Annotated in this window: 21 protein-coding genes and 1 tRNA gene; 11 read left to right on the top strand and 11 right to left on the bottom strand. The window is 56.5% G+C overall.

What is annotated here, in order from left to right; all coding sequences use genetic code 11:
- Positions 1-88: 88 nt before the first annotated feature.
- Both WG938_RS09500 and purD read right to left on the bottom strand, forming a co-directional pair.
- Positions 89-1,321, bottom strand: coding sequence for an aminotransferase class I/II-fold pyridoxal phosphate-dependent enzyme (locus tag WG938_RS09500; protein ID WP_339979954.1), 1,233 nt, complete (start codon positions 1,319-1,321; stop codon positions 89-91).
- A gap of 12 nt (positions 1,322-1,333) precedes the next feature.
- Positions 1,334-2,614, bottom strand: a complete 1,281-nt coding sequence (gene purD / locus WG938_RS09495) for a phosphoribosylamine--glycine ligase (RefSeq protein ID WP_339979953.1) — start codon at positions 2,612-2,614, stop codon at positions 1,334-1,336.
- 89 nt (positions 2,615-2,703) lie between these two features.
- Between purD and WG938_RS09490 the strand changes: the two genes are divergently transcribed.
- The 3 genes from WG938_RS09490 to WG938_RS09480 are packed head-to-tail and all read left to right on the top strand — an operon-like array spanning position 2,704 to position 5,131.
- Positions 2,704-3,114: an HIT family protein gene (locus WG938_RS09490; RefSeq protein WP_339979952.1), complete on the top strand. Its 411-nt coding sequence runs from the start codon at positions 2,704-2,706 to the stop codon at positions 3,112-3,114.
- 29 nt (positions 3,115-3,143) lie between these two features.
- Complete coding sequence (locus WG938_RS09485; RefSeq protein WP_339979951.1) at positions 3,144-4,277, top strand: esterase/lipase family protein; 1,134 nt, start codon at positions 3,144-3,146, stop codon at positions 4,275-4,277.
- Positions 4,278-4,279: 2 nt separating this feature from the next.
- Complete coding sequence (locus tag WG938_RS09480; RefSeq protein WP_339979950.1) at positions 4,280-5,131, top strand: alpha/beta fold hydrolase; 852 nt, start codon at positions 4,280-4,282, stop codon at positions 5,129-5,131.
- A gap of 19 nt (positions 5,132-5,150) precedes the next feature.
- Here WG938_RS09480 and WG938_RS09475 read toward each other — a convergent pair whose 3' ends face one another.
- The 4 genes from WG938_RS09475 to WG938_RS09460 form a co-directional block, all read right to left on the bottom strand.
- Positions 5,151-5,993, bottom strand: coding sequence for a PaaI family thioesterase (locus WG938_RS09475; protein WP_339979949.1), 843 nt, complete (start codon positions 5,991-5,993; stop codon positions 5,151-5,153).
- 96 nt (positions 5,994-6,089) lie between these two features.
- Positions 6,090-6,494 (bottom strand): arsenate reductase/protein-tyrosine-phosphatase family protein, encoded by a 405-nt coding sequence (locus tag WG938_RS09470; RefSeq protein WP_339979948.1) that lies wholly within the window; start codon positions 6,492-6,494, stop codon positions 6,090-6,092.
- Positions 6,495-6,603: 109 nt separating this feature from the next.
- A complete protein-coding gene (locus WG938_RS09465) occupies positions 6,604-7,293 on the bottom strand; it encodes a hypothetical protein (RefSeq protein WP_339979947.1) in 690 nt (229 codons plus the stop codon).
- 223 nt (positions 7,294-7,516) lie between these two features.
- Positions 7,517-7,592, bottom strand: a tRNA-Thr gene (locus tag WG938_RS09460).
- A 277-nt stretch (positions 7,593-7,869) separates the two neighbouring features.
- Here WG938_RS09460 and thrE point away from each other — a divergent pair.
- The 3 genes from thrE to WG938_RS09445 all read left to right on the top strand — a co-directional run bounded on the left by thrE (position 7,870) and on the right by WG938_RS09445 (position 10,408).
- Entirely contained in the window at positions 7,870-9,447 is a 1,578-nt protein-coding gene (gene thrE / locus WG938_RS09455; protein ID WP_339979946.1) for a threonine/serine exporter ThrE, read from the top strand.
- Positions 9,448-9,595: 148 nt separating this feature from the next.
- Complete coding sequence (locus WG938_RS09450; RefSeq protein ID WP_339979945.1) at positions 9,596-9,931, top strand: hypothetical protein; 336 nt, start codon at positions 9,596-9,598, stop codon at positions 9,929-9,931.
- A 3-nt stretch (positions 9,932-9,934) separates the two neighbouring features.
- The gene (locus WG938_RS09445) at positions 9,935-10,408 is read left to right on the top strand and encodes a hypothetical protein (RefSeq protein ID WP_339979944.1); all 474 of its coding nucleotides are present in this window, start codon (positions 9,935-9,937) and stop codon (positions 10,406-10,408) included.
- A gap of 45 nt (positions 10,409-10,453) precedes the next feature.
- On the opposite strand, the gene WG938_RS09440 is transcribed toward WG938_RS09445, so the two are convergent.
- Together WG938_RS09440 and WG938_RS09435 are read right to left on the bottom strand one after the other, a co-directional pair.
- A complete protein-coding gene (locus WG938_RS09440; protein ID WP_339979942.1) occupies positions 10,454-11,011 on the bottom strand; it encodes a flavin reductase family protein in 558 nt (185 codons plus the stop codon).
- 111 nt (positions 11,012-11,122) lie between these two features.
- Complete coding sequence (locus WG938_RS09435) at positions 11,123-12,274, bottom strand: LacI family DNA-binding transcriptional regulator (RefSeq protein ID WP_339979941.1); 1,152 nt, start codon at positions 12,272-12,274, stop codon at positions 11,123-11,125.
- A gap of 138 nt (positions 12,275-12,412) precedes the next feature.
- Between WG938_RS09435 and WG938_RS09430 the strand changes: the two genes are divergently transcribed.
- From WG938_RS09430 to WG938_RS09420, 3 genes are read left to right on the top strand one after another with little or no spacing between them, the layout of a single operon-like run.
- Entirely contained in the window at positions 12,413-13,351 is a 939-nt protein-coding gene (locus tag WG938_RS09430) for a metal ABC transporter solute-binding protein, Zn/Mn family (RefSeq protein ID WP_339979940.1), read from the top strand.
- Between the two features lies 1 nt (position 13,352).
- Positions 13,353-14,051 carry a metal ABC transporter ATP-binding protein gene (locus tag WG938_RS09425; protein WP_339979939.1) on the top strand — a complete coding sequence of 233 codons (699 nt, stop codon included), beginning with the start codon at positions 13,353-13,355 and terminating at the stop codon, positions 14,049-14,051.
- Complete coding sequence (locus WG938_RS09420) at positions 14,052-14,951, top strand: metal ABC transporter permease (RefSeq protein WP_339979938.1); 900 nt, start codon at positions 14,052-14,054, stop codon at positions 14,949-14,951. It begins immediately after the preceding gene.
- Between the two features lie 75 nt (positions 14,952-15,026).
- Here WG938_RS09420 and rlmB read toward each other — a convergent pair whose 3' ends face one another.
- The 3 genes from rlmB to WG938_RS09405 form a co-directional block, all read right to left on the bottom strand.
- A complete protein-coding gene (rlmB, locus tag WG938_RS09415) occupies positions 15,027-15,983 on the bottom strand; it encodes a 23S rRNA (guanosine(2251)-2'-O)-methyltransferase RlmB (RefSeq protein WP_339979937.1) in 957 nt (318 codons plus the stop codon).
- Between the two features lie 86 nt (positions 15,984-16,069).
- Entirely contained in the window at positions 16,070-17,482 is a 1,413-nt protein-coding gene (cysS, locus tag WG938_RS09410; protein ID WP_339979936.1) for a cysteine--tRNA ligase, read from the bottom strand.
- Between the two features lie 74 nt (positions 17,483-17,556).
- Positions 17,557-18,126, bottom strand: a complete 570-nt coding sequence (locus tag WG938_RS09405) for a CarD family transcriptional regulator (RefSeq protein WP_339979934.1) — start codon at positions 18,124-18,126, stop codon at positions 17,557-17,559.
- A 146-nt stretch (positions 18,127-18,272) separates the two neighbouring features.
- On the opposite strand from WG938_RS09405, the gene WG938_RS09400 reads away from it, so the two are divergent.
- Positions 18,273-19,022, top strand: a complete 750-nt coding sequence (locus tag WG938_RS09400) for a hypothetical protein (protein ID WP_339979931.1) — start codon at positions 18,273-18,275, stop codon at positions 19,020-19,022.
- 107 nt (positions 19,023-19,129) lie between these two features.
- Entirely contained in the window at positions 19,130-20,560 is a 1,431-nt protein-coding gene (radA, locus tag WG938_RS09395; protein ID WP_339979930.1) for a DNA repair protein RadA, read from the top strand.
- Positions 20,561-20,615 lie beyond the last annotated feature (55 nt).

The raw sequence follows: 20,615 nt of genomic DNA, 5'->3' as shown, positions 1-20,615 counted from the left end.
GAACACCCAGCAAAGTTCCCTCATTTTCGAGGATTCCAGGTTTTGGGCAGCTTTGGAACACTATTGTTTCCGCAACCGCGCAGGTCAGCTAGCCGGCATTGTCAGCATTGTAAGACTTGCCGGTGAACTGCCCGATCCGGCGCACAGCTTCACGCATATCGTCCGTGGAACCGGCAAAGCACAACCGCACCCAGTTCTTTCCGCCTACGGTGTCGAAGTCGATGCCCGGCGCGACTGCCACACCTGTCGCATCGAGCAGGTCACGTGCCCAGGTCAGCGAATCTGCGTCAGCGGGATCGTCGTAAAGTTCGGAAATATCGGTGTAGATATAAAAACCGCCGTCGGGAGGTGCGATGTTGCCAAGGCCAACTTTCGGCAGGCATTCCAACAGAACTTCGCGGTTTGCTGCGTAACGCTGGACGTGCGAATCGAGTTCCGCGATGGACTCCGGCGAGAAGGCCTCAATCGCGGCGACCTGCGACACAGCAGGGGGGCAGACACTGAGGTTTGCGCTCAGTCGATCCAGCGGGGCACGCAACCACTCGGGAATGATGAGCCAGCCGACGCGCCAACCGGTCATCGAGAAGTACTTGGAGACGCTGCCCACGACTACTGCTGACTCGCTGAACTGCCGAGCAGATGCACACTCTCGGCCGAAAGAAATGCCGTGGTAAATCTCGTCGCTGATCAACAAACACGCATGATCATCGCACCACTTCGCAATCGCTTCCAGCTCAGCCGCATCGATAATCGTGCCCGTTGGATTGTCCGGGCTAGTCACAATCACAGCCTTTGGCACGCGAGGCAGCGCATCCAGCTTGTCGACGCTCAGCTGAAAGCGAGACTCCGGACCACAGTCAATCTCGACGACATTCGCTCCCAGCGCCTCCAGCGAATTGCGGTACGCAGGATAGCCGGGACGGGCAAGAACGATGTCATCGCCAGCGTCGAGGGCTGCCAGGAACAATGACACGAAACCACCCGAGGATCCGGTGGTGATGATCACATCATTGACAGAAACTGGACGCGCCGAAGCGCCAAGCTGATCAGCTTCCCCATATCGCTGATTCCAGTTGTCGGCAATAGCCTGCTTCAATGCAGGAATGCCGGTGGCCTCGGTGTACCCCAGGATTTCTCGGTCAATGGAATCACGCGCAGCTGCCAACACTGACTTTGGCGCCGGTGTTGATGGTTGGCCAGCACACAAGTAGACGACATCACCCTTTTCCCTATTGCGTGCATGCGCTGCTGCCAGCACATCCATCACGTAGAAGGGAGCGACTTCAGATCGCTGTGATGCGCGTGAACTACCCGATTCCATGACGAGATTTTCCTATTCCGGAATTGAAATGCGACCCTCAACAGCTGGCAGGGCGATATCGCCACGGAAGTGCGAACCTTCGAGCTCTACTGTCTTCAAAGTTGCATATGCCTGCTCGCGAGCTGCTTCCAAAGTGTCACCGACACCCACGAAGTTCAGCACTCGACCACCAGCAGAGACCACACGGCCGCCGTCGTCAAGAGCGGTACCAGCGTGCAAAATGCCATCGTCTTCGCGACCTGGCTCCGCACCCTCGATCACATCACCGGTGCGAGATGTCACTGGGTATCCTTCGGAGGCCAGCACGACCGTCAGGGCGTAGCCTTCGCGCCACTTCAGCTCCGGGAAGTCTGCAAGAGTACCCGTCGCAGCAGCGTGCAGCGCCTGAGCCAATGGAGATTCCAAAAGTGCCAACACTGCCTGCGTCTCCGGGTCGCCGAAACGGCAGTTGAATTCGACAACAGCAATGCCGTCCTTGCCCCACGCCAGACCTGCGTACAGGAGACCCTGGAATGGGCAACCGCGCTTGACCATTTCCAAAGCGACTGGCTGGCACACTTCGTCCACAATCTTCTGCACGGCGTCTTCTGGCAACCACGGCAGTGGCGCATAAGCACCCATGCCACCAGTGTTTGGACCAGTGTCACCTTCGCCAACCCGCTTGTGGTCCTGCGCCGGAATCAATGGCACCACAGTCTCGCCATCAACCAGGCAGAAAAGCGAGACTTCTGGACCATCCAAAAACGATTCCAGCAGCACCGGGTTACCACCCTCGAGCACGGCCTTGGCATGCTCGATGGCCTCCGTACGCTCTGGCGTGACGACGACGCCCTTACCTGCAGCCAAACCGTCATCCTTGACCACCCACGTTGGTCCGAAACGATCGATAGCAGCTTCGATTTCTTCCGTTGCGGCACCAGGCTGGATAGCTTCTGCGTGTGCGGTCTTCACACCTGCTGCAGCCATCACATCCTTGGCGAATGCCTTGGAGCCTTCGATACGAGCTGCGTCTGCATTTGGCCCGAAGACAGGGAAACTCGCAGCACGCAGCGCGTCGGCTACACCTGCGACGAGAGGAACTTCTGGACCAACGATGACAAGATCCGCCTGGACCTCCTGGGCCAGTGCAGTTGCTGCTGCAGGATCATCGACCTTCAGAGAATGCATCGTTGCAAGCTTGGACATGCCGGCATTACCGGGAGCGACATGCAGCTCGGTGACCTGTGGGTCTTTACTCATTGCGTAGAGGAGGGCGTGCTCGCGAGCACCGTTGCCAATAACCAGGATGCGCATGCAGTCCATCATATCGGCAGAGCTGGATTACCTGACCATTCCCCCATTTCGCACGCCACCGATCCGCAGTTCGGGATACGCTGGGCGACATGAGCACCGTGTTTACAAAGATCATTAATGGAGAACTACCGGGCCGCTTTATCTACCGCGATGAGCAGGTAGTTGCCTTCCTTACCATCGAGCCTATTTCCTCGGGCCACACGTTGATCATTCCAGTCGAAGAAATCGACCGCTGGACTGACATTCCACCAAAGCTGCTAGCTCATATGAACGAGGTTGCACAGATGGTGGGCCGAGCAGTAATCGAAGCATTTGACGCGCCTCGCGCTGGTTACCTCATCGCTGGCTTCGAAGTGCCACACGCGCACATTCATGTTTTCCCGGCGTGGGATATGCATGGGTATAACTTGGAAACGGTCGACCGTAATCCAGATCCAGCTGCTCTGGACGAGGCCGCCAACAAGCTCCGTGAGATTCTGGGTACTCAGGAGCTCGGTTAGCAAGAATCAGCATTCGGGAGCCATCGCGTATGAGCGACGATTCAACGACTGACGCCACTGACACGAATGACCCCACTGAACAGCCAAGCACGGATGACGCAACGGATAAGTTGACTGCGTCGCATCCTCGCTTAGATTCTGTGCGTGCACAGCTGCACCAGCTTTTGGGCTCGCAAATGCCCACGTTGTTCCCTGAAGGCGCTGCCCGTTATCGTCAGAGTCTTGCAGATTCAGCGGACAGTCTCACTCACGCTGATCTTCCAAAGGCCGGCGTGGAGCCTGCCCCAGAAGAAGGAAGCGCAGACGGTGTGGGAGAGTCGTCGTCGAAAACTCCGTACGCTGCGTTTCGCCCGCTGCGTGGTGTTTTCGAGGATGACTGGCGCGCAAAAGTCACCCCGGACCGCCCGTGGCCGGTCATTCTGATCCACGGTACTGGCAACTCCAAAAGCGTTTGGCAAGATCTCGGTACTGAACTGCGCAGCGACGGTTGGGCAGTCTTCGCTCCAGATTATGGCTTCCGTGCGTCCGGACCACTATCTCAGTCGCTTGACCAGTTGCTGGCTTACATTCACGCTGTCATGCATGCCACCGGCGGTCACAGTGTGATTCTTGTTGGCCATTCGCAAGGTGGTTTGCTGTCAACTCTCCTTTCCTTGCGTATTCCTTCCAAAACCAAGCATGTGGTGTGTTTGGCTGCTCCGAATCACGGGACGTCGTTAGGCGGAGTGGTGTCGGGTCTTATCCGTATCCCGTGGACCCGCAACTTGATGAGCTCATTCGTACAGAACTACTGGGGCATCTCCGGGCTGGAGCAGCTGACAGGATCGAAGATGGTGTTCGATTCGACGATGAGTCGTGATATCACTGCACCCGGCGTGACATACACATGCATTGCGTCCAAAACAGACCAACTGATTTACCCACCAACCTCATGCTTCCTTGATGATGGCGATACCGGTGCCATCGAGAACATCTTCGTGCAAGAACGTTTTCCACAGTCCGTGGTACTCCACGAGCACATGGTGTCTGATGTTCGGGTGCGCTCGCTCGTCCGTGAAGCCCTCTTCAAGCTGGTAAACGTTCCGTTCAGCGCCACCACGTTCATGCTTGACGACGAAGTGCCAGACATCGACACCCTCAATAAGCAGCAGTTTGAGAGCTAGACATGTTGTTTCCCCGTGTTTTTACGTCGGCACTTGCAGCACGCAAGCGGGGTGAACCATTCATCTTGTTGGTTCCTCCCAGAGGCAGTGTCGCTGCCGGCACTATTCTTGACGAGAATTGGCAACCACCAGAGACACAGACTGGTACGTCGGAAGTACCTGTCGTGATGTTGCATGGAACTATCGCCAATGGTGGATGTTGGGAGCAGTTGGCAGAGAGACTGATGGCCGAGGGGCGACAAGTAGCTGTGCCAACATTTGGCGCACGAGGCACGAGTAGAATTTCTCAGTCCTACGGTGAAGTGACGGACGTTGTCCATGAGGTATTGCGAAAGACAGGTGCGAAGCGGGTAGACCTCGTCGGGCATTCCCAAGGGGGCATGCTTATCGGATGGATGGTCGCTGCAATGTATGGCAACGGCCCAGATAGCATGGTCGAAGCTTTGCCCCGAGGGTCAATTCGCACAGCCATCGCTATTTCCGGTACTCACCGTGGAGTGCCCCGTCCCCGTAAAGCCTTACGCGGGTTCTTTTCGCAAGCGATTATTGGGGAGTCGCTGGGTGAGATCATGTTGATGGGCGACAACACCATGTGGGATTCACCGGAAACGTGGCAGTACGCAATCGATGTCGATGCCGATTCTTCATTCCCACACTGGTACGACATTGTTTCCTATGAAGACGGCATTGTTCCAGCGACGTCTGCCCTGCGCGCGCACTCTCCGATTGAGATGCCCGGTGCCACCACACTCGTTCTTGAAAAAGAACTCGGTCATGGTGTCAGGCATCCCCTACAGCCGAGCCACCCAGAGATCATTGATCTAGTCGCCCGCATTCTGCATTCGAACTACTAGTGAGCGCGACCGATCGGCGCTAGTACTTATCCAAGGATTCGCGCGCTTCCGCAACCTGCGCGATCAACTGCCGAGCTGCCCGCGATGGAGCCTCGGAGGTCAAAGCTTCCAAAACTACCGGCGGCAATCCAGCTGCCTGATAGTCCTCGAATGTCACGTGCCCTAAAGCCAGCACTCCCTGCAACCACGCGACGGCGCGCGCTTCAGGAGCGATACAGCGACGGGCAACACGTTCGTGTTCGACCAAGCGCTGACGGTGTTCGTCGTCACGCATACCAAGACGCGCAAGTGTTCGGGCAGCGGCAATGAGGTTCTCGCCGGACACTTGCTCAAGCTGCGCAGGATTTGCGGGTGGCTTGGTCTTGCTGCGACGACGAACGTACAGATCCTGTTGACCGATCCCAACAACGCCACCGTCTTTGTCACGAACCACCGAGGTGTAATCGATGACGGTAGAATACCCGCCCTCAGTTTCGCGGTGAATACGCTCTACCAACTCATCTGTGATTTCTACTTCCAAATACGCGCCACGAGCGCCAGGGCGAATGTATTCGAAAGAGCCAGTACGCGTCCAGGCTTCCCAATCCCGGAGACCAAGCCTAAACATCACGAGTGCGCCGAAGAGCACATCAGTCATGGCATAGAGTGAGCCACCAAACGCAGCGCCATGAATATTGGCGTTGAGCCTATTAAGGCGCAACTCCAATCGGCCATACGACCAATCGTCTGCCACATCTGTGACCGTAATGCCCGACGCAGCGAGAGGTGGCCAAATATTCAAGAACCTCTTGAAGCCCTCGGGAGTTGCAAAAGTATCTTCAAACTTCCGAGTGAGTTGCTTCTTCAGCGATTCTGAATTCATACTTAGCAACTCTAGGCTTTGCGTCACTTTCCGTCGAACGTGCAACACTCCATAGCAGCCATTTTTCCAAAGATTCTCTGTGTCGCCACATAATGCCTAGGACAGCGACTTTTCAAGACGACGGATTTTGCCCAGCAAATCATCACGAAGGATTCGGTAACGCTGGATACCATCGATGCCGTTGTCTTTCGGATCTTCGTACTCCCAGCGGATAACCTCCACCTCAGGCGGCACGAACTCAGAAACATCAATGTCGCCCAGCACTACGACCAAATCGGCCTTGTCCGCAAGTGACGGCGTGAGCTGTGACGGGTCCCCATCGCACCGCGCGCCAACTTCGGAAAGCGCCATACGCGCATCTTCGTCGATGCCACGGTCATCGTCATCCACATCGATACCAGCCGACATAGCGTGAATGTGCGGAGCATTATGACGAACAAGCCCCTCCGCAATGCGTGACAAACCCATGTTGCTTCCGCTGACAAAAAGAACTTCGGTCATGGTCACATGATAGGCGCAATTGACCCACGTGGCAGAGGTTTACACAGTTTCCCTGCCTGGTCAGCCGCGCCTCGTCAGAGTCAGTGCGTAGTTGACTACGAGTTGGCCTCTAGTTAGCACCCTCGTGAGCGACCGACCAGATTGTGACTAGCGGACCTTCTGAGGTCTCGCACCGCAGCGTTGCTTCGCCAGCAGGCTTACACTCGGCTGGGCCGCCAGCATCAAAGCGGTGATCCCGGGCTAAAATTCCCTCATGACCTGGCGCATTAGCCATATCACTAGCCAGCAGAGCGCCCATCACACGATAGGCAGTCGAGCACAGTTTCGCTGCATCTCGCTGCGTGTCCCCTTCTGGCGCTCCTGGCGATGCAGTCACACCAACGTGACTAATCCCTGCACCATTACCAGTTGCGCAAACAAGAACGCGCTCTCCCGCAACATCAGCAAAATCACCCTGCAAGACCATTGGCGACTGAGGAGAACCGTCGTTAGGTTGCGGCTCAGCAGGAGCTGACGGCGACGGACGTACTGGGACCGGACGGGATGGAGTAGGTGCCTTGATGTCCTTGCTTGCAAAGAAGTTCGGGAACAGCGCATGGAAAAGCGCGAAGTTGAAATTCAGGGAATCCAGGGAACCCAACCCGAGCGACGTTGGAGCTGTAGCCGACGACGAAGCAGGCGCATCCGCGGGTGCAGGTTCTGCTACGGCCACACCGGCGGTGGCCCCTGAAAAGGTCAAGCATGCGGTAGCAGCGACGGCTGCGACCACTGGGCGGGAAACCTTGCGAGCGAAAAACACGATACTGCTCCTCTCAATAGCCGTATCAACACCGCCAAATGTACCTAAAAATGGACAGATTGTGAACTACTGTTACGGAAGTTACCAAAGTTACAGATGTTGTCCAGTGGGCCTTAATTCAGCAGTGCGCCTCTCACCAGGGCGAATACCGCCCGCAATGCAAGGCACAGCCTTCCCCACAGAAAAGAAAACCAGGCCGGGAAACTTCCCTGACCTGGTTATATGGAGCCGGAAATGGGACTCGAACCCACAACCTACCGCTTACAAGGCGGTTGCGCTACCAATTGCGCCATTCCGGCATCCAGCGACACAACAGCGCCCTGTACGAGGAGTCAACCGGGTACGAGGGCACGACAAGTTATCGCTAACCGGGGATGATACATAACTGAATCGCAAAGACTAAAATCTGCCGAGCGCTTGACGACGCTCCGTCGTAAAGCCACTTCCCTTGTCCCTCACGTTTACCCATACTGAACAGCACGTATAGAAGATTTGCCACAAAGGTATAGAGTCGCATCAGAGTGTGCACGAATACCGTCGGGAAGTACGGTTGAAAGACCAAGGTGGACGATATTTATGGCAACCATTGAGCCAGGCGCGGAAACATCCGCAAGCACGGATGACGACGGAACCACCCCTTCCTTCGCAGTACGCGTCCGTAGTAGTTGGTCGCAGATGTGGTCAGGCACCCGATCGACCGTTGACCTCGTTCACTCCACCCAAACGCCACTTCCGCTAGCGCCGATCGATTACACCGATCCCGACCAGGTGACGGCTGTATTGGACTTGGCAGCCCGCATCGGTGGCCTCCTCCTCGCGTGTGGCTCCCCGAATAACGACACGGTTCTTCAGATCAAGGCTGTTACTGCTGCATATGGCCTGACCCGAGTGCAGGTCGACATCACGTTGACCTCGGTGACGGTGTACCACCTCATTGGTGCGCGCCGTACCCCGATTACGGCAATGCGGGTGGTTGATACCCCGGTGCCCAATTTCGAGCGACTACGCCAGACTGACCGTCTCATGCGCCAGATCCGCGGCGGTCAGATTTCTCTGGAAGATGCGACGGTTCGTGCCGAAGAAATTGAAGACGCACCCTCGCTCTACCGGCTGCGCATTATTTATCTGGGTTGGGCCCTGCTCGCCGCGTCGGTCTCACTGCTACTTGGAGCATCGTTGGGCGTTGCGACGATCGCCGCTTTCGTCACACTCGCCATTGTCGTTGTCATCGGCGAGCTGAGCGCCCGTGGCCTGCCTATGTTCTTCCAAAATGCGGCGGGCGGTTTCATTGCAACGATCTCCGCGACCTCTCTTTATGCCATCCAGGGAACTCTGGGATTTGAGGTGCAGCCGGGCCGAATTATTGCCTCGGGCATCATTGTGATGCTTGCCGGCCTCACGCTGGTTCAGTCACTCCAGGATGGAATGACGGGGGCTCCAGTCACCGGGTCAGCACGGTTCTTCGACACGATGTTGTTAACCGGCGGCATCATCGCTGGTATTGCGCTGGGATTGGAATTGTCGGCTTATCTCGGCATCTCTCTTCCAGCTTTCCAAGCAGCCCCTGACCCCACGTTCACCGAATCAACGGTCCGCGTCTTCGCCGGCACTGCCGCCAGCCTTGGGTTCGCTGTGGCATCCAATGCGGGACCGAAGGCATTATCCGCCTCCGGCATCACTGCGTTACTTGGCTCGCTGGTCTACTACCTCGTCCTGCTCCCCGCCGGCTTCCATCCTGCTTCCGCCGCTGGTGTAGCAGCAACCCTGGTTGGCCTCGCGGGTGGTTTGCTTGCCCGCCGTTCGTCCATTCCGCCATTGATCACCGCAATCGCAGGCATCACCCCGTTCTTACCTGGCATGTCCATTTACCGTGGTCTACACGCTTTGCTTCACGACGAGCCGCTGATGGGTTTTGCCTCCCTAGCCTCCGCACTCGGCATCGCTACGGCACTGGCTGCTGGCGTTGTATTGGGCGAATGGATTGCTCGCCAGCTTCGTCGCCCACGCGCACTGACCCGCGATGGTGAGTTGAAGCGCCCGAAGTGGAATCGAGGTAAAAGGGTCCGAGGTGCCGTCGTAAAGCCAAAGAGGCGCCCACTGCGTAGCGCACCGTTCCGATTCAAGGGCGGAGCGAAGGAAGCGACAGATAGGTAACGGCCTTACACTGGTACACTGAAGTTTCTGCATGGGCACTCGACCACGCCGGCCGGTCGCTTGCCCGCTCCTGCGCGCGACGGAGATTTTGACATTTCGTGGTTATGCGCGCACTTTTCGCCGTTGAGGCCGCCACACAGGAGGATTCGTGCCACCTAAGGTCACTGACACTCGTTCTGCCCAGAATGAAGCCCTACACAAAGTGGAGGAAAAGACTGCAGCGGGGGCTCGACGGATCGTAGCTACGTTCTCGGATGACTTTCACGATTGCGTCACTTTGATGTGCATGCTTGGTGTTGAGCCGGAGGGCCTGAGCTACAAGAAGGTACATGACGAGTACCTGAAGGAAAACGCTCCAAAGACTACGAAGCGCACTCGTAAGTCCACCAAGAAGACGGCCAAGAAGGCCACGAAGAAGACCGCTAAGAAGACAGCGAAAAAGGCCACCAAAAAGGCTGCAAAGAAGACGGCCAAGAAGGCCTAATACATGCGACTGCTGCGCCGTTCCACGAGATTTTCCGTCGCATCAGTGTGTCTCGGTGTCGCGACTATTCTCAGCGTTGCCGGATGCAGCGCGCAGGGCGAGGCACAGTTCGTTGGCCGGGAAATTCAGGTGACGCATGTCTACGATGACCCGGCACTGCCCACCGCTGCGCCGGAAAATGCTATCCCTCCGATGATCACCTTCGGCGGACGCACGTACACGGTCACCAGCCAGTGTGGCACTGCCACTGGTGAGGTGGACTGGCGTGGCGAGGCGGCGGTCGTCGACAAGCCGGAACCGCAGCTGCAGCGTAAGTGTTCTCCTGCGATGCAAACATTCGTAGACCGCTTGTTTACCCAGCTCGATGGTGAATACACCTTCGATGCGAATGATAATTCTGTGCGCTTCGCCCGCGTGGAAAAGCCGACTGCCGGCGAAGCACCAGCCGGCTGGGCGGGGCTGCTACGCACGGACTAGTACCGGCCGGTTTTAAGTACCACAGCGCACTAGACAGTGATTCAGCTATACAGAAGGACGCTGGCGCCACTTCTGCTCGTTCGGTGCATCCGCACCTGCAGCCACTACCCTCGCGTACGAACCGCGGTGGTAAATGAGTGGCTTCGCAGCGTCACGACGACCAATAGTCTTCAACGCTCCCACCACAATGAAATGGTCACCGGCTTCGTGCACGGTATCGAGCGTGCAATCGAACCACACTGCACAATCATCCAAAACTGGGTTACCCAGATCCGTCATTGCCCAGGTTCCGTGTTCGAACTTATTGGGGCTGCGACGGCCAAACGCTGTCGACAGCCCTTGTTGATCTTCTGTCAATACGCTGACAGAAAAACGCCCCGTCGCTTTGATCCGTGGCCATGACTGCGATGACTTCATCACAGTAAACAGCACCAATGGCGGTTCCAAGCTAAGCGACGAGAACGACTGGCAGGCAAAACCGACAGGCTCGCCATCATGGGTTGCGACAATGGTTACTCCGGTGGCGAACTCGCTCAGTGCCCGGCGAATAGCCAGTTCATCGAAATCAGACGTTGGCTGCAAGGCGCCATCAGAGTTGCTCATATGCGGAACTTTACCTGCCTTCACTTTTGTTCGACCGTCAGAGTGAACCTTCCGGAAGTTTACCTATCGACTTCTCTTCGCGGCTGTCCTACTGAGTCGCTGCCTGTGCCGTTAGCCCTGCAGCTGTCCCATCGTCTCAGTCTCACGGGGCGCGGCCGTCGTCTTGCCAGGAATAAACTCCGTTGGCAGGATCCGTCGAATGGCCGGTGTAGTTCCGTTTCCATCGTCGTCGGAGTTCACCAACATGCGACCAACCTCGCGGCCTTTGTCCTTGTTTGGCTGCGAAACCGTCGTTACACCCAGCACCCGTGCGAGCTGAATACCGTCAAAGCCCGTAACCGAGAGGTCCTCGGGGATCCGAATTCCCTCTTCCCGGCAGTAATTCATCACACCCAAGGCCTGCGTATCTGTCGTACACACCACTGCGGTGAGATCTGGATGAGCTTCCAACAATTCTCGTGCCGCATCCATGTTGTTTTCGCGATTATTAAGATGGCGCTCGATAATCGGGACTTCTGCAAACTCGATGCCTGCCTCTGCCAGCGCATCCAGAGCACCTTCTACACGGAATTTCTGCACGTGGTGATGCGCATTGTCCAAACGCTCGCGCTCTACCGGACCGTCGTTACGCACCCGGGATAGACGAACCGAAAGAATACCGATCTTCCTATGCCCAAGCTCCAGCAGGTGCCGGACGGCTGGTTTGATTGCCTCGCGATCGTCGATTCCCACAAACGGCAATTCCTCGACGTTCGTCGGCTGATCGCAAATCACCGTGGGCAGCTCGCGTTCCATCACGGACTTCAAGAATGGATCATTCTCAGCCACTGAATACACCACGAACTTATCGACGAGCGCGCGCCGGATCATGTTCAGCGCCCGCACGTCGCTTTCACCGCCGGTAGAGGCTGCGGGGATAACCACCATAGACTCGCCGCGTTCACCGAGCGCTTCGGACAATCCAGCCAAGAAATCAGTCGATGCAGGGTCTTCGAATGCGAAGGACAGCTGCTCTGTGAACAGCACACCCATCGCGCCGACTTTGCGGGTTCGCAGTGACCGCGCCATCGGATCTGGGCCTGGGTAACCGAGCTTGTCCGCAGTAGCCATAATTCGCTCCCGCAGCTCGTCCGACAACTGGTCAGGTCGGTTATAAGCATTAGAGACAGAGGTACGCGAAATACCCAATTCTGCTGCGATCGAGGCCAGGGTGCCCCGGCGTCGCTTCTTCTTGGGAATACCAGCGGAAGCTTCATTACTCACGTGGTTTAACTTACCGTCACTTGTCGAAACCGGCAGTGGATGAAAACCTGTGCTTCACAACGCTCTCCCAGCCGGGGCTGTCCAAGATCACTCGCCCACAGATTGAAAATCGTTTTCAAAAGGGTTTAGGATGCTGATATGACAAACGCTTTCTCCTCGCGCCTGCGTACCACGTTCTACGCAGTCGCTACCACAACTGGCTTAGTTTTTTCTGCCACCGCATGCTCTTCGGACAATCAGGCGACAGAAAGCGATGACAGTCAGGATTCCATCAAGATTGTCACCTCCACTAACGTGTGGACTGACATTGCTAAAGAGGTCGTCGGCGACGCAAAAGACATCGAGGTCACTCCGATCATCGCATCGAACGATATTGACCCGCATTCTTACCAGCCAACTGCCGCAGATATGGCCACGGTCGAAAAGGCAGACATTCTTGTTGCTGGTGGTGGGCATTACGACGCGTGGCTAACGTCCGCAGCGTCCGATCAGGGTGAGCAAGTCATTATCTCCGCGCTTGCCCCTGTCGCTGAACACGACGCTGATCATGACGCCGAACACAACCACGAAGCAGAAACAGGTCATGAAGGCCATGACCACGAGAACGAAGTCAACGAGCACATTTGGTACTCGACCACCGCTGTGAAAAATGTCGCTGAGCAATTGGCGAAAGAGCTGAACCTGTCAGACGATGCCGTCGTCAAGAAGATGGACGACATTGAAAGGCGCAAGGATAAGCTCCCCGCTGCCAAGACTGCTCAAGTTCATCCATTGGCTGATGACATCATCAGCGATACCAAGATCCACGACCTCACCCCGAAGGGCTACCGAGCCTCAACGCTGAACGAGTCCGAGCCGAGTGCAGCTGATGTCAACGAGATGCTTAAACTGATTGAATCTGGCGACTTGGACTTCCTCATCGACGCACCTCAGACTCACGATCAGGTCAGCGAGCGAATTCTGGAGGCAGCAAAAGCAAAGGGAATACGTATTGTGAATGTGTACGAATCCCCAGCGCAGGGCCAGAGCTACTTCGATCTTTACGACGCGACTCTTGACGAATTGGAGCAAAAGTAACTTGCCAGTTCTCTCTTTCACTGGAGCTGCAGTGTCACCACTGTGGTCCAACCTCAACCTCACGGTTGAACCTGGCGAATTTATCGCCGTCCTCGGCCCCAATGGTGTCGGTAAATCCACCCTGTTAAACGTTGCTCTTGGGCAGCGGAAACTCACTGCTGGTTCCGTTTCAGTGCAAGGGAAAATTGGTTATATCCCACAACAGCACATGTTTGACCCGGACTTGCCTATGCGCGTCCGTGATCTCGTCGAGCTTGCCGCGTCCAGGGCGTTGGGTCGTCGTAAAGTCTCGGAGGAAGTAACCGAGGCACTCCGCACGGTTGGAGCGACGGGCATCGCGACGCAGCGGGTAGGCACGTTGTCCGGCGGTCAACAGCAGCTGGTTCGTCAGGCTCAGGCGCTAGTGTCCAATCCCGCGATTTTGCTGTGCGACGAGCCTCTCCTCAGCCTCGACCCCGCCGCGCAGAAAACGGCGGTTCAGCTTCTCGACGATCGACGTCGCCAGCACGACACCGCTGTCGTCTTTGTGACTCACGGGATCAACCCGATTCTGGAGTACTGCGACCGAGTTTTGTACATCACTCCACACGGCCATCGTGTTGGCCCAGTTGCGGACATCATGACATCAGAAACACTGTCTGACCTCTACCGCACGGATATCACCGTTGCGGAACTTAACGGAAAACTGGTGGTGGCATAGATGCTCCCCGATCTCGCAACGTGGTTTACTGACACCCAAGATCTCATCTCTGTCAGCTTTGTTCAGACCGCAATCATCGCAGCAGCACTGCTGGGTTTAGTATCGGGCGTAATTACGCCATTGGTAGTGATGCGCCGGATGAGCTTCACCGTTCACGGCACGAGCGAACTGGCGCTCATGGGTGCGTCAGCAGCTTTGCTGACAGGCTTTTCGGTCGGAGGCGGTGCGGTCGTTGGGTCCGTGCTCGCGGCGGTTGTGCTGGCGATCCTTGGCATGCGTGGCGGACAGGATGCCATTGTTGGTGTCGTGCTGAGTTTCGGCATGGGCCTATCCGTGCTGTTTATCCACCTGTATCCCGGTCGCTCGAACACCGCATTTTCGCTGCTGACCGGCCAGATCGTCGGCATCACCGACAACTCGTTATATCTCCTTGCCGCTATCACGGTGGTTGTCATTGCCGCCGTCGCATACTTGTGGAAGCCCTTGTTGTACGCCTCTGCCGACCCTGTCATGGCCGCAGCCTCTGGTATCAACATTCGGGCGATGGCGATTCTCTTTGCGGTGCTGACCGGCTTGGTAGCGTCGCAAGGCGTTCAGATCGTGGGCGCTTTGCTGATCATTTCTTTGGTCATCACGCCTGGAGCTGCAGCTGCACACGTCACGGCATCGCCGAGGATGGCAGTTGTGCTGTCGATCATCTTCGCAGAGGTCGCTGCAGTCGGGGGCGTAATTCTGTCCCTGGCACCCGGTCTACCAGTTAGCGTTTTCGTGACGACGCTGTCGTTCATCATCTACCTCGTCTGCCGGGTGATTGGTTGGCAGCGATCCAAGAAGGCATCGAAGGACCTCGTGAATGCCCAGCGTTGGGAAACTACGTGCCCCACCTGTGGCGAGGCATAGACTTTACCTGGAAAATGACAAAATCCGCGATCTTCTTTTGGGGATGATCGCGGATTTTCTTGTTCTTACTTCTGCTTACTTCGTGCTAGCTTTCTTTACTCGACGCTGCCGAGCGAATTCATTGAGCGTCACACCTGCAGCCACCGATGCGTTGAGGGATTCAACCCACGAGGCCATCGGAATCGACATGATGGTGTCGCACGTTTCACGGACGAGACGGGACAACCCCTTGCCCTCAGAGCCGACAACGACAACCGTCGGGGTCGTGCCGTCGTAAGTATCCAGCGTATGGTCACCGCCGGCATCTAGACCAACAACTTGGTATCCCGCCTTCTGGAATTGCTTCAGCGCACGCACCATATTTGTTGCCCGAGCAACTGGCAGACGAGCTGCAGTACCTGCCGAGGTACGCCACGCCACACCTGTCACCGCCGCAGAACGACGAGCCGGGATAACCACACCGTGCCCACCGAAAGCCGCAGCCGAACGAATCACAGCACCGAGGTTGCGCGGATCAGTGATGTTGTCGAGGCAAACAATCAACCCAGCTTCACCGGTGGCCTTGACCGAATCAATAAGGTCTTCAACTTCCTGGTACTTGTACGGAGGAATCTGCAAACCAATACCCTGATGCAGGGAGTTGCCGGTCATACGGTCGAGCTCATGGCGCGCTACTTCCTGGATAGGAATGCCACGCGAATTGGCGATGCGAACGGCTTCCTGCAAGCGGTCGTCGTTATCCGTGCCCAACGCCACGACCAGCATCGCAGCCGGAACCTTTGCATGCAGGCACTCAACAACTGGATTACGACCTACAACGAGCTCCGTGCCATCAGAATCCTTCTGATGACGCCCCTGAGCGCGTCGACGCTGCTCTTGCGCACGCTTATGAGCTGCGTGATACACACGATCTTCAGCCTTTGGAGTTGGCCCCTTGCCACGCAACCCGCGCTTGTGGCCACCTGTGCCCTTTGATGCAGGCTTCTTCGATGTCTTGCGGACACCACCTTGCCTACGTGAATTACCTGGCATTAGCTCAATTCCTTCGAAGTCGATTCGCTCAACATGGTGTGTTCAGAAAACTCGTGTTTCAGCTCATGTAAAAGACTGTAGAAACACTACTCGGACAACGACCAGGAAGCTCCATCTGAGGTATCCGTGACAGTAACCCCGGCTTCTTTCAGACGATCACGCACGGCATCGGCAACTGCCCAGTTCTTTTCTGCACGTGCATTCTTGCGTTCTTCCAGCTGATGATCAACCAGCACGCCCAAGGCATGCATAGCCTTGTCATCGCTGCTACCAGCGCTTACCCACTTCTCCGAGAGCGGATCGACGCCCAACGCCGAAGTCATGGCCCGAACTGATTCCGCCACAGTGCGCAGTTTTTCAACGTCGCCGTCGGCAAGTGCTTGGTTACCTTCGCGCACAGCATTGTGAATCTCGGCCAACGCTCGAGGTACAGCCAGGTCCTCGTTCATTGCAGCCTCAAATGCCCGAGTCCAAGAACCGATGGCAATGTCACCGTTTGCGGACAGCTTTTCCTGAGTCCGGTGCAAGAAAGACTCGATTCGGCGATAACCTGCTGCGGCCTCCTGCAGTGCCTCTTCGGAGTACTCAAGGACAGAACGGTAGTGAGCGCTTCCCAGGTAGTAGCGAAGCTCAACTGGACGTACCAGCGTCAAGATATGTGGCACCGACAGAACATTGCCCAACGACTTCGACATCTTTTCACCAGCCATGGTTACCCAGTGGTTGTGCATCCAGTAGCGAGCGAAGCCGTCACCGGCTGCATGTGACTGAGCAATCTCGTTTTCGTGATGCGGGAACTGCAAATCCAGACCACCGCAGTGAATATCGAATTCTGAGCCCAAGTAATACGTCGCCATTGCAGAGCATTCGAGGTGCCAGCCTGGACGGCCATCACCCCACGGGGTAGGCCACGATGGTTCACCTGGCTTCGCAGCCTTCCACAACGCGAAATCATGTGGACCGCGCTTGCCTGGAGAATCCGGCTCGCCTTGCTCCATCTCTTCGATTCGGTTGCCAGACAACGAACCGTAGTCGCTGCCTTCCGCTGCATCCCATGCAGCAACGTCGAAGTACACCGAACCGTCAACGTCGTAAGCAAAACCGTTATCCATCAGCCGCTGCATGTACTGCACCATTTGGGTGACATGACCAGTTGCGCGCGGCTCAACGCTTGGTGGCAATACACCAAGTTGATCGTAAGCCCAGGTGAATTCACGTTCGTAAGTGGAAACCCATTCCCACCAGGGGCGACCGTGTTCCGCAGCTTTAGTCAAGATTTTGTCGTCGATGTCCGTGACATTGCGAACGAACGCCACGTCGAGACCACTGGCGATAAGCCAGCGACGCAAAATATCGAACGCCACACCGGAACGCACGTGGCCGATATGTGGCTGCGCCTGTGGCGTAGCTCCACACAGATAAATCGACGCATGACCTGGTCGAATTGGCACGAAATCGTGCAGTGTGCGGGTGGCGGTATCGAAAATCTTGAAAGTCACGTCTTTGAGTCTAGCTGGAGCAAGACGTGTGTAAGACGTACCCGTAGGTAACGGGCACGCCTTTTAAGAGAGGGCTACTCTTCGTCCAGGTCAACGAGCTCGGGTGCCGCAGGCTTCTTTTCCTCTTCCATCGACTCATCTGCAACCGACTTGTGTCGCTCAATGGTTGCTTCGATGCGGGAGAAGAGCTCTTCCGTCTTCGCGTCATCTACGCCATCTGCAAGCGCCAGTTCGCCGACAAGCACCTGGCGAGCCTTGCTCAACATACGCTTCTCGCCAGCGGAGAGACCGCGATCCTGATCACGACGCCACAAGTCGCGGACTACCTCAGCAACCTTATTAATGTCGCCAGAGCCGAGGCGCTCCTGGTTTGCCTTGTAACGACGCGACCAGTTGCCAGCTTCTTCAACGTCGGTTTCACGCAGGACTGAGAACACCTTCAACAGGCCTTCTTCGCCAACGACATCGCGAACACCAACGAGCTCAGCATTTTTAGCTGGCACCTTAATGTTGAGGTCACTCTGCAGAATCTGAAGATCCAGATACTGAACAACCTCTCCGTTTAGCTCGCGTTCGAAAATTCCCTCAATTTTCGCAGCGCCATGATGTGGGTAAACAACGGTGTCGCCGACCTTGAAATCCATGTAGTGAACACGCCCCTTTCAACGGCCTTCCACCCTATCATGTCCCCCCACACGAATGACGGTAGTATGAGAGCATCCTATGAAGAGGCTAAGCTAGTCCTTCAGCAGCATTCCCCAATCCTCAAGATGATGGAGGAAACGTAGTTATGACCCCCAAGTCGGTTCTTCGCCGCGGTGCCCTGGTAACCGTTGCCACCGCTTCTGCAGTCGCCCTCACAGCTTGTGGCGCGGGCCAGATTTCCCAGACCGCTAACCAGGTTGCAGCAGTCGATGGTGCTCAGAATCCTCAGGAATCCAACCCAGGTGGCGTTGCTATTCGCGATGCTCACATCCTGGTTAATCCTGAAGATGGCAAGGCAGCCCTGAAGTTCTCTGCTATCAACCAGGAGCGCGCAAACGACGCGACCTACACCTTGAAGAAGGTGGAAATTGATGGCATCGGCGAAGCTAACCTGACGAAGGATGGCGAGTCGGAAACGTACAAGAAGCTCGCTAAGGGCGACAAGGAAATCCCACGTAACTGCTCCCTTATTGCAGATTCGCAGGACTCCATCAAGATGATGTCCGAGGGCGTCGAGAAGAACGCTGCTTGTGTCGTCTACATGTCTAACGACCTGGACGCTGAAAAGCTCGTGAACGACACCATGAGCGCTTCGGGCGAGAACCGCAACGTTACCTTCACTTTCGACGGCCCTAAGGGCGAAGAGAAGATTGAGTTGTTCGTTACCGTTTCTGCTGAGATCGCTGAAGCTGGTCAGATGGACCGCAACGACGACGGCATGACTAAGAACGAAAAGAAGGACGCTAAGAAGGACGACAAGGCTGGCGAAGAGAAGGATGCTGCTGCATCCGAGTCTGAGTCTGCTGCTCCTGAAGCAGAGGCAACCCCTCAGTAGTTATAGGCCCCACGGCCTTATGCAGCTGACGTGATGCAACCAGCAGCAATCGATCGACTGGGAAACAGTTGACCGGTTGCTGCTTCTTCATTTCTTAGGAGTACCTAGTGGCGAAGGACACCGTCTTCCAATGCTCCGCCTGTAGCTGGCAAGTATCGAAATGGGTGGGACAGTGCCCATCGTGCAAAGAATGGGGCACGCTGGAAGAAGTCCCAGTTCTGCCACATATGAAGGCTGCGTCTGCGACGAGTAAGTCCGGGAAACGCAGTACCTCAGCAGTCAGTGTCGCAGGAAATGTACTCAGATCCTCCGCTCAGGGCTTGGTAGCAAGCCACGCAGCCCAACCCATCACGGGCATTAGCGCAACCGCCTCACAGGCGATTCGCACGGGGATCAGCGAGCTTGATCGAGTGCTTGGCACAGGAATCGTGCCTGGATCTGTTGTTCTGCTTGCCGGCGAACCCGGTGTCGGCAAATCCACTCTCCTACTTGAAGTCGCGTACCGGTGCGCCACCTCAGATTTGGGCCCGACGCTGTACGTCACTGGCGAAGAATCAGTCGGGCAGGTTCGCCTGCGCGCCGAACGAACGGGTGCGCTCAGCGACAAGCTGCTGCTCGCTGCAGAAACCGATATAGGTGCAATTATCTCGCAAACCTTGACAACCAGACCGGGGCTGCTCGTCGTCGACTCTGTCCAAACTATGCAAGCAGCCGATATCGAGGGCACTCGTGGCGGTGTCGCTCAAGCGCGTGCTGTCACGGCTGCGCTGACCTCGCTGGCAAAAGAGACAGGAACGGCAGTATTCCTCGTTGGCCACGTCACTAAAGACGGCAACGTCGCGGGCCCACGCACGATGGAACACCTCGTCGACGTCGTCTTGAACTTCGAAGGTGACCGTCATTCTGGGCTACGTTTCCTCCGCGGCCTGAAGAATCGCTTCGGTACCACAGACGAAGTGGGCTGTTTTGAGCAAACGTCAGAAGGCATCCGTGAAGTGACCGACCCTTCTGGCTTGTTCCTACACCATCGCACGCCTGCGCCGGGTACCGCCATCACCGTGGCCATGGACGGGCGCCGTCCGCTGCTCGCCGAAGTGCAAGGCCTCGTGGTCGATTCTGAAGCACACAATCCGCGTCGTAATGTATCGGGACTTGATGTGCGTCGCGTACCTATGATCGCAGCAGTGTTGACGGAACACGGGCGTTTGAAGTCACTGCCAAAGAAGGAGCTGTACGTCAGTACCGTCGGTGGCATGTCTCTGCAGGAGCCTTCGGCAGACTTGGCGGTGGCGCTGGCGGTGGCGTCGTCGACAAGCAAGAGGACTGTGCGCGACAAAATGGTGGTGCTGGGCGAGCTCGGCCTGGCCGGCGAACTGCGACGCGTCCCCGATATGGAGCGCCGATTGCGCGAGGCTCAGCGCATGGGCTTCCGCAGCGCATTGGTGCCGAAAGGCTCGACGGGCCCGGCCGGTATGAAGTTGTTGGAGGCGAGGCACATCGGTGAAGCGCTGCAACTGGGGTTGACAATGGACGACTAAACGGACGACATCGACCATTCTTTACGACGCCTTACGACGCTTTACGACGAACCCA

This window comes from Corynebacterium sp. H113 (assembly GCF_037572315.1).
Lineage (GTDB): Bacteria > Actinomycetota > Actinomycetes > Mycobacteriales > Mycobacteriaceae > Corynebacterium.
The sequence above is the reverse complement of the archived record's forward strand: the minus strand, read 5'-3'. Positions and strand labels throughout refer to the sequence as shown.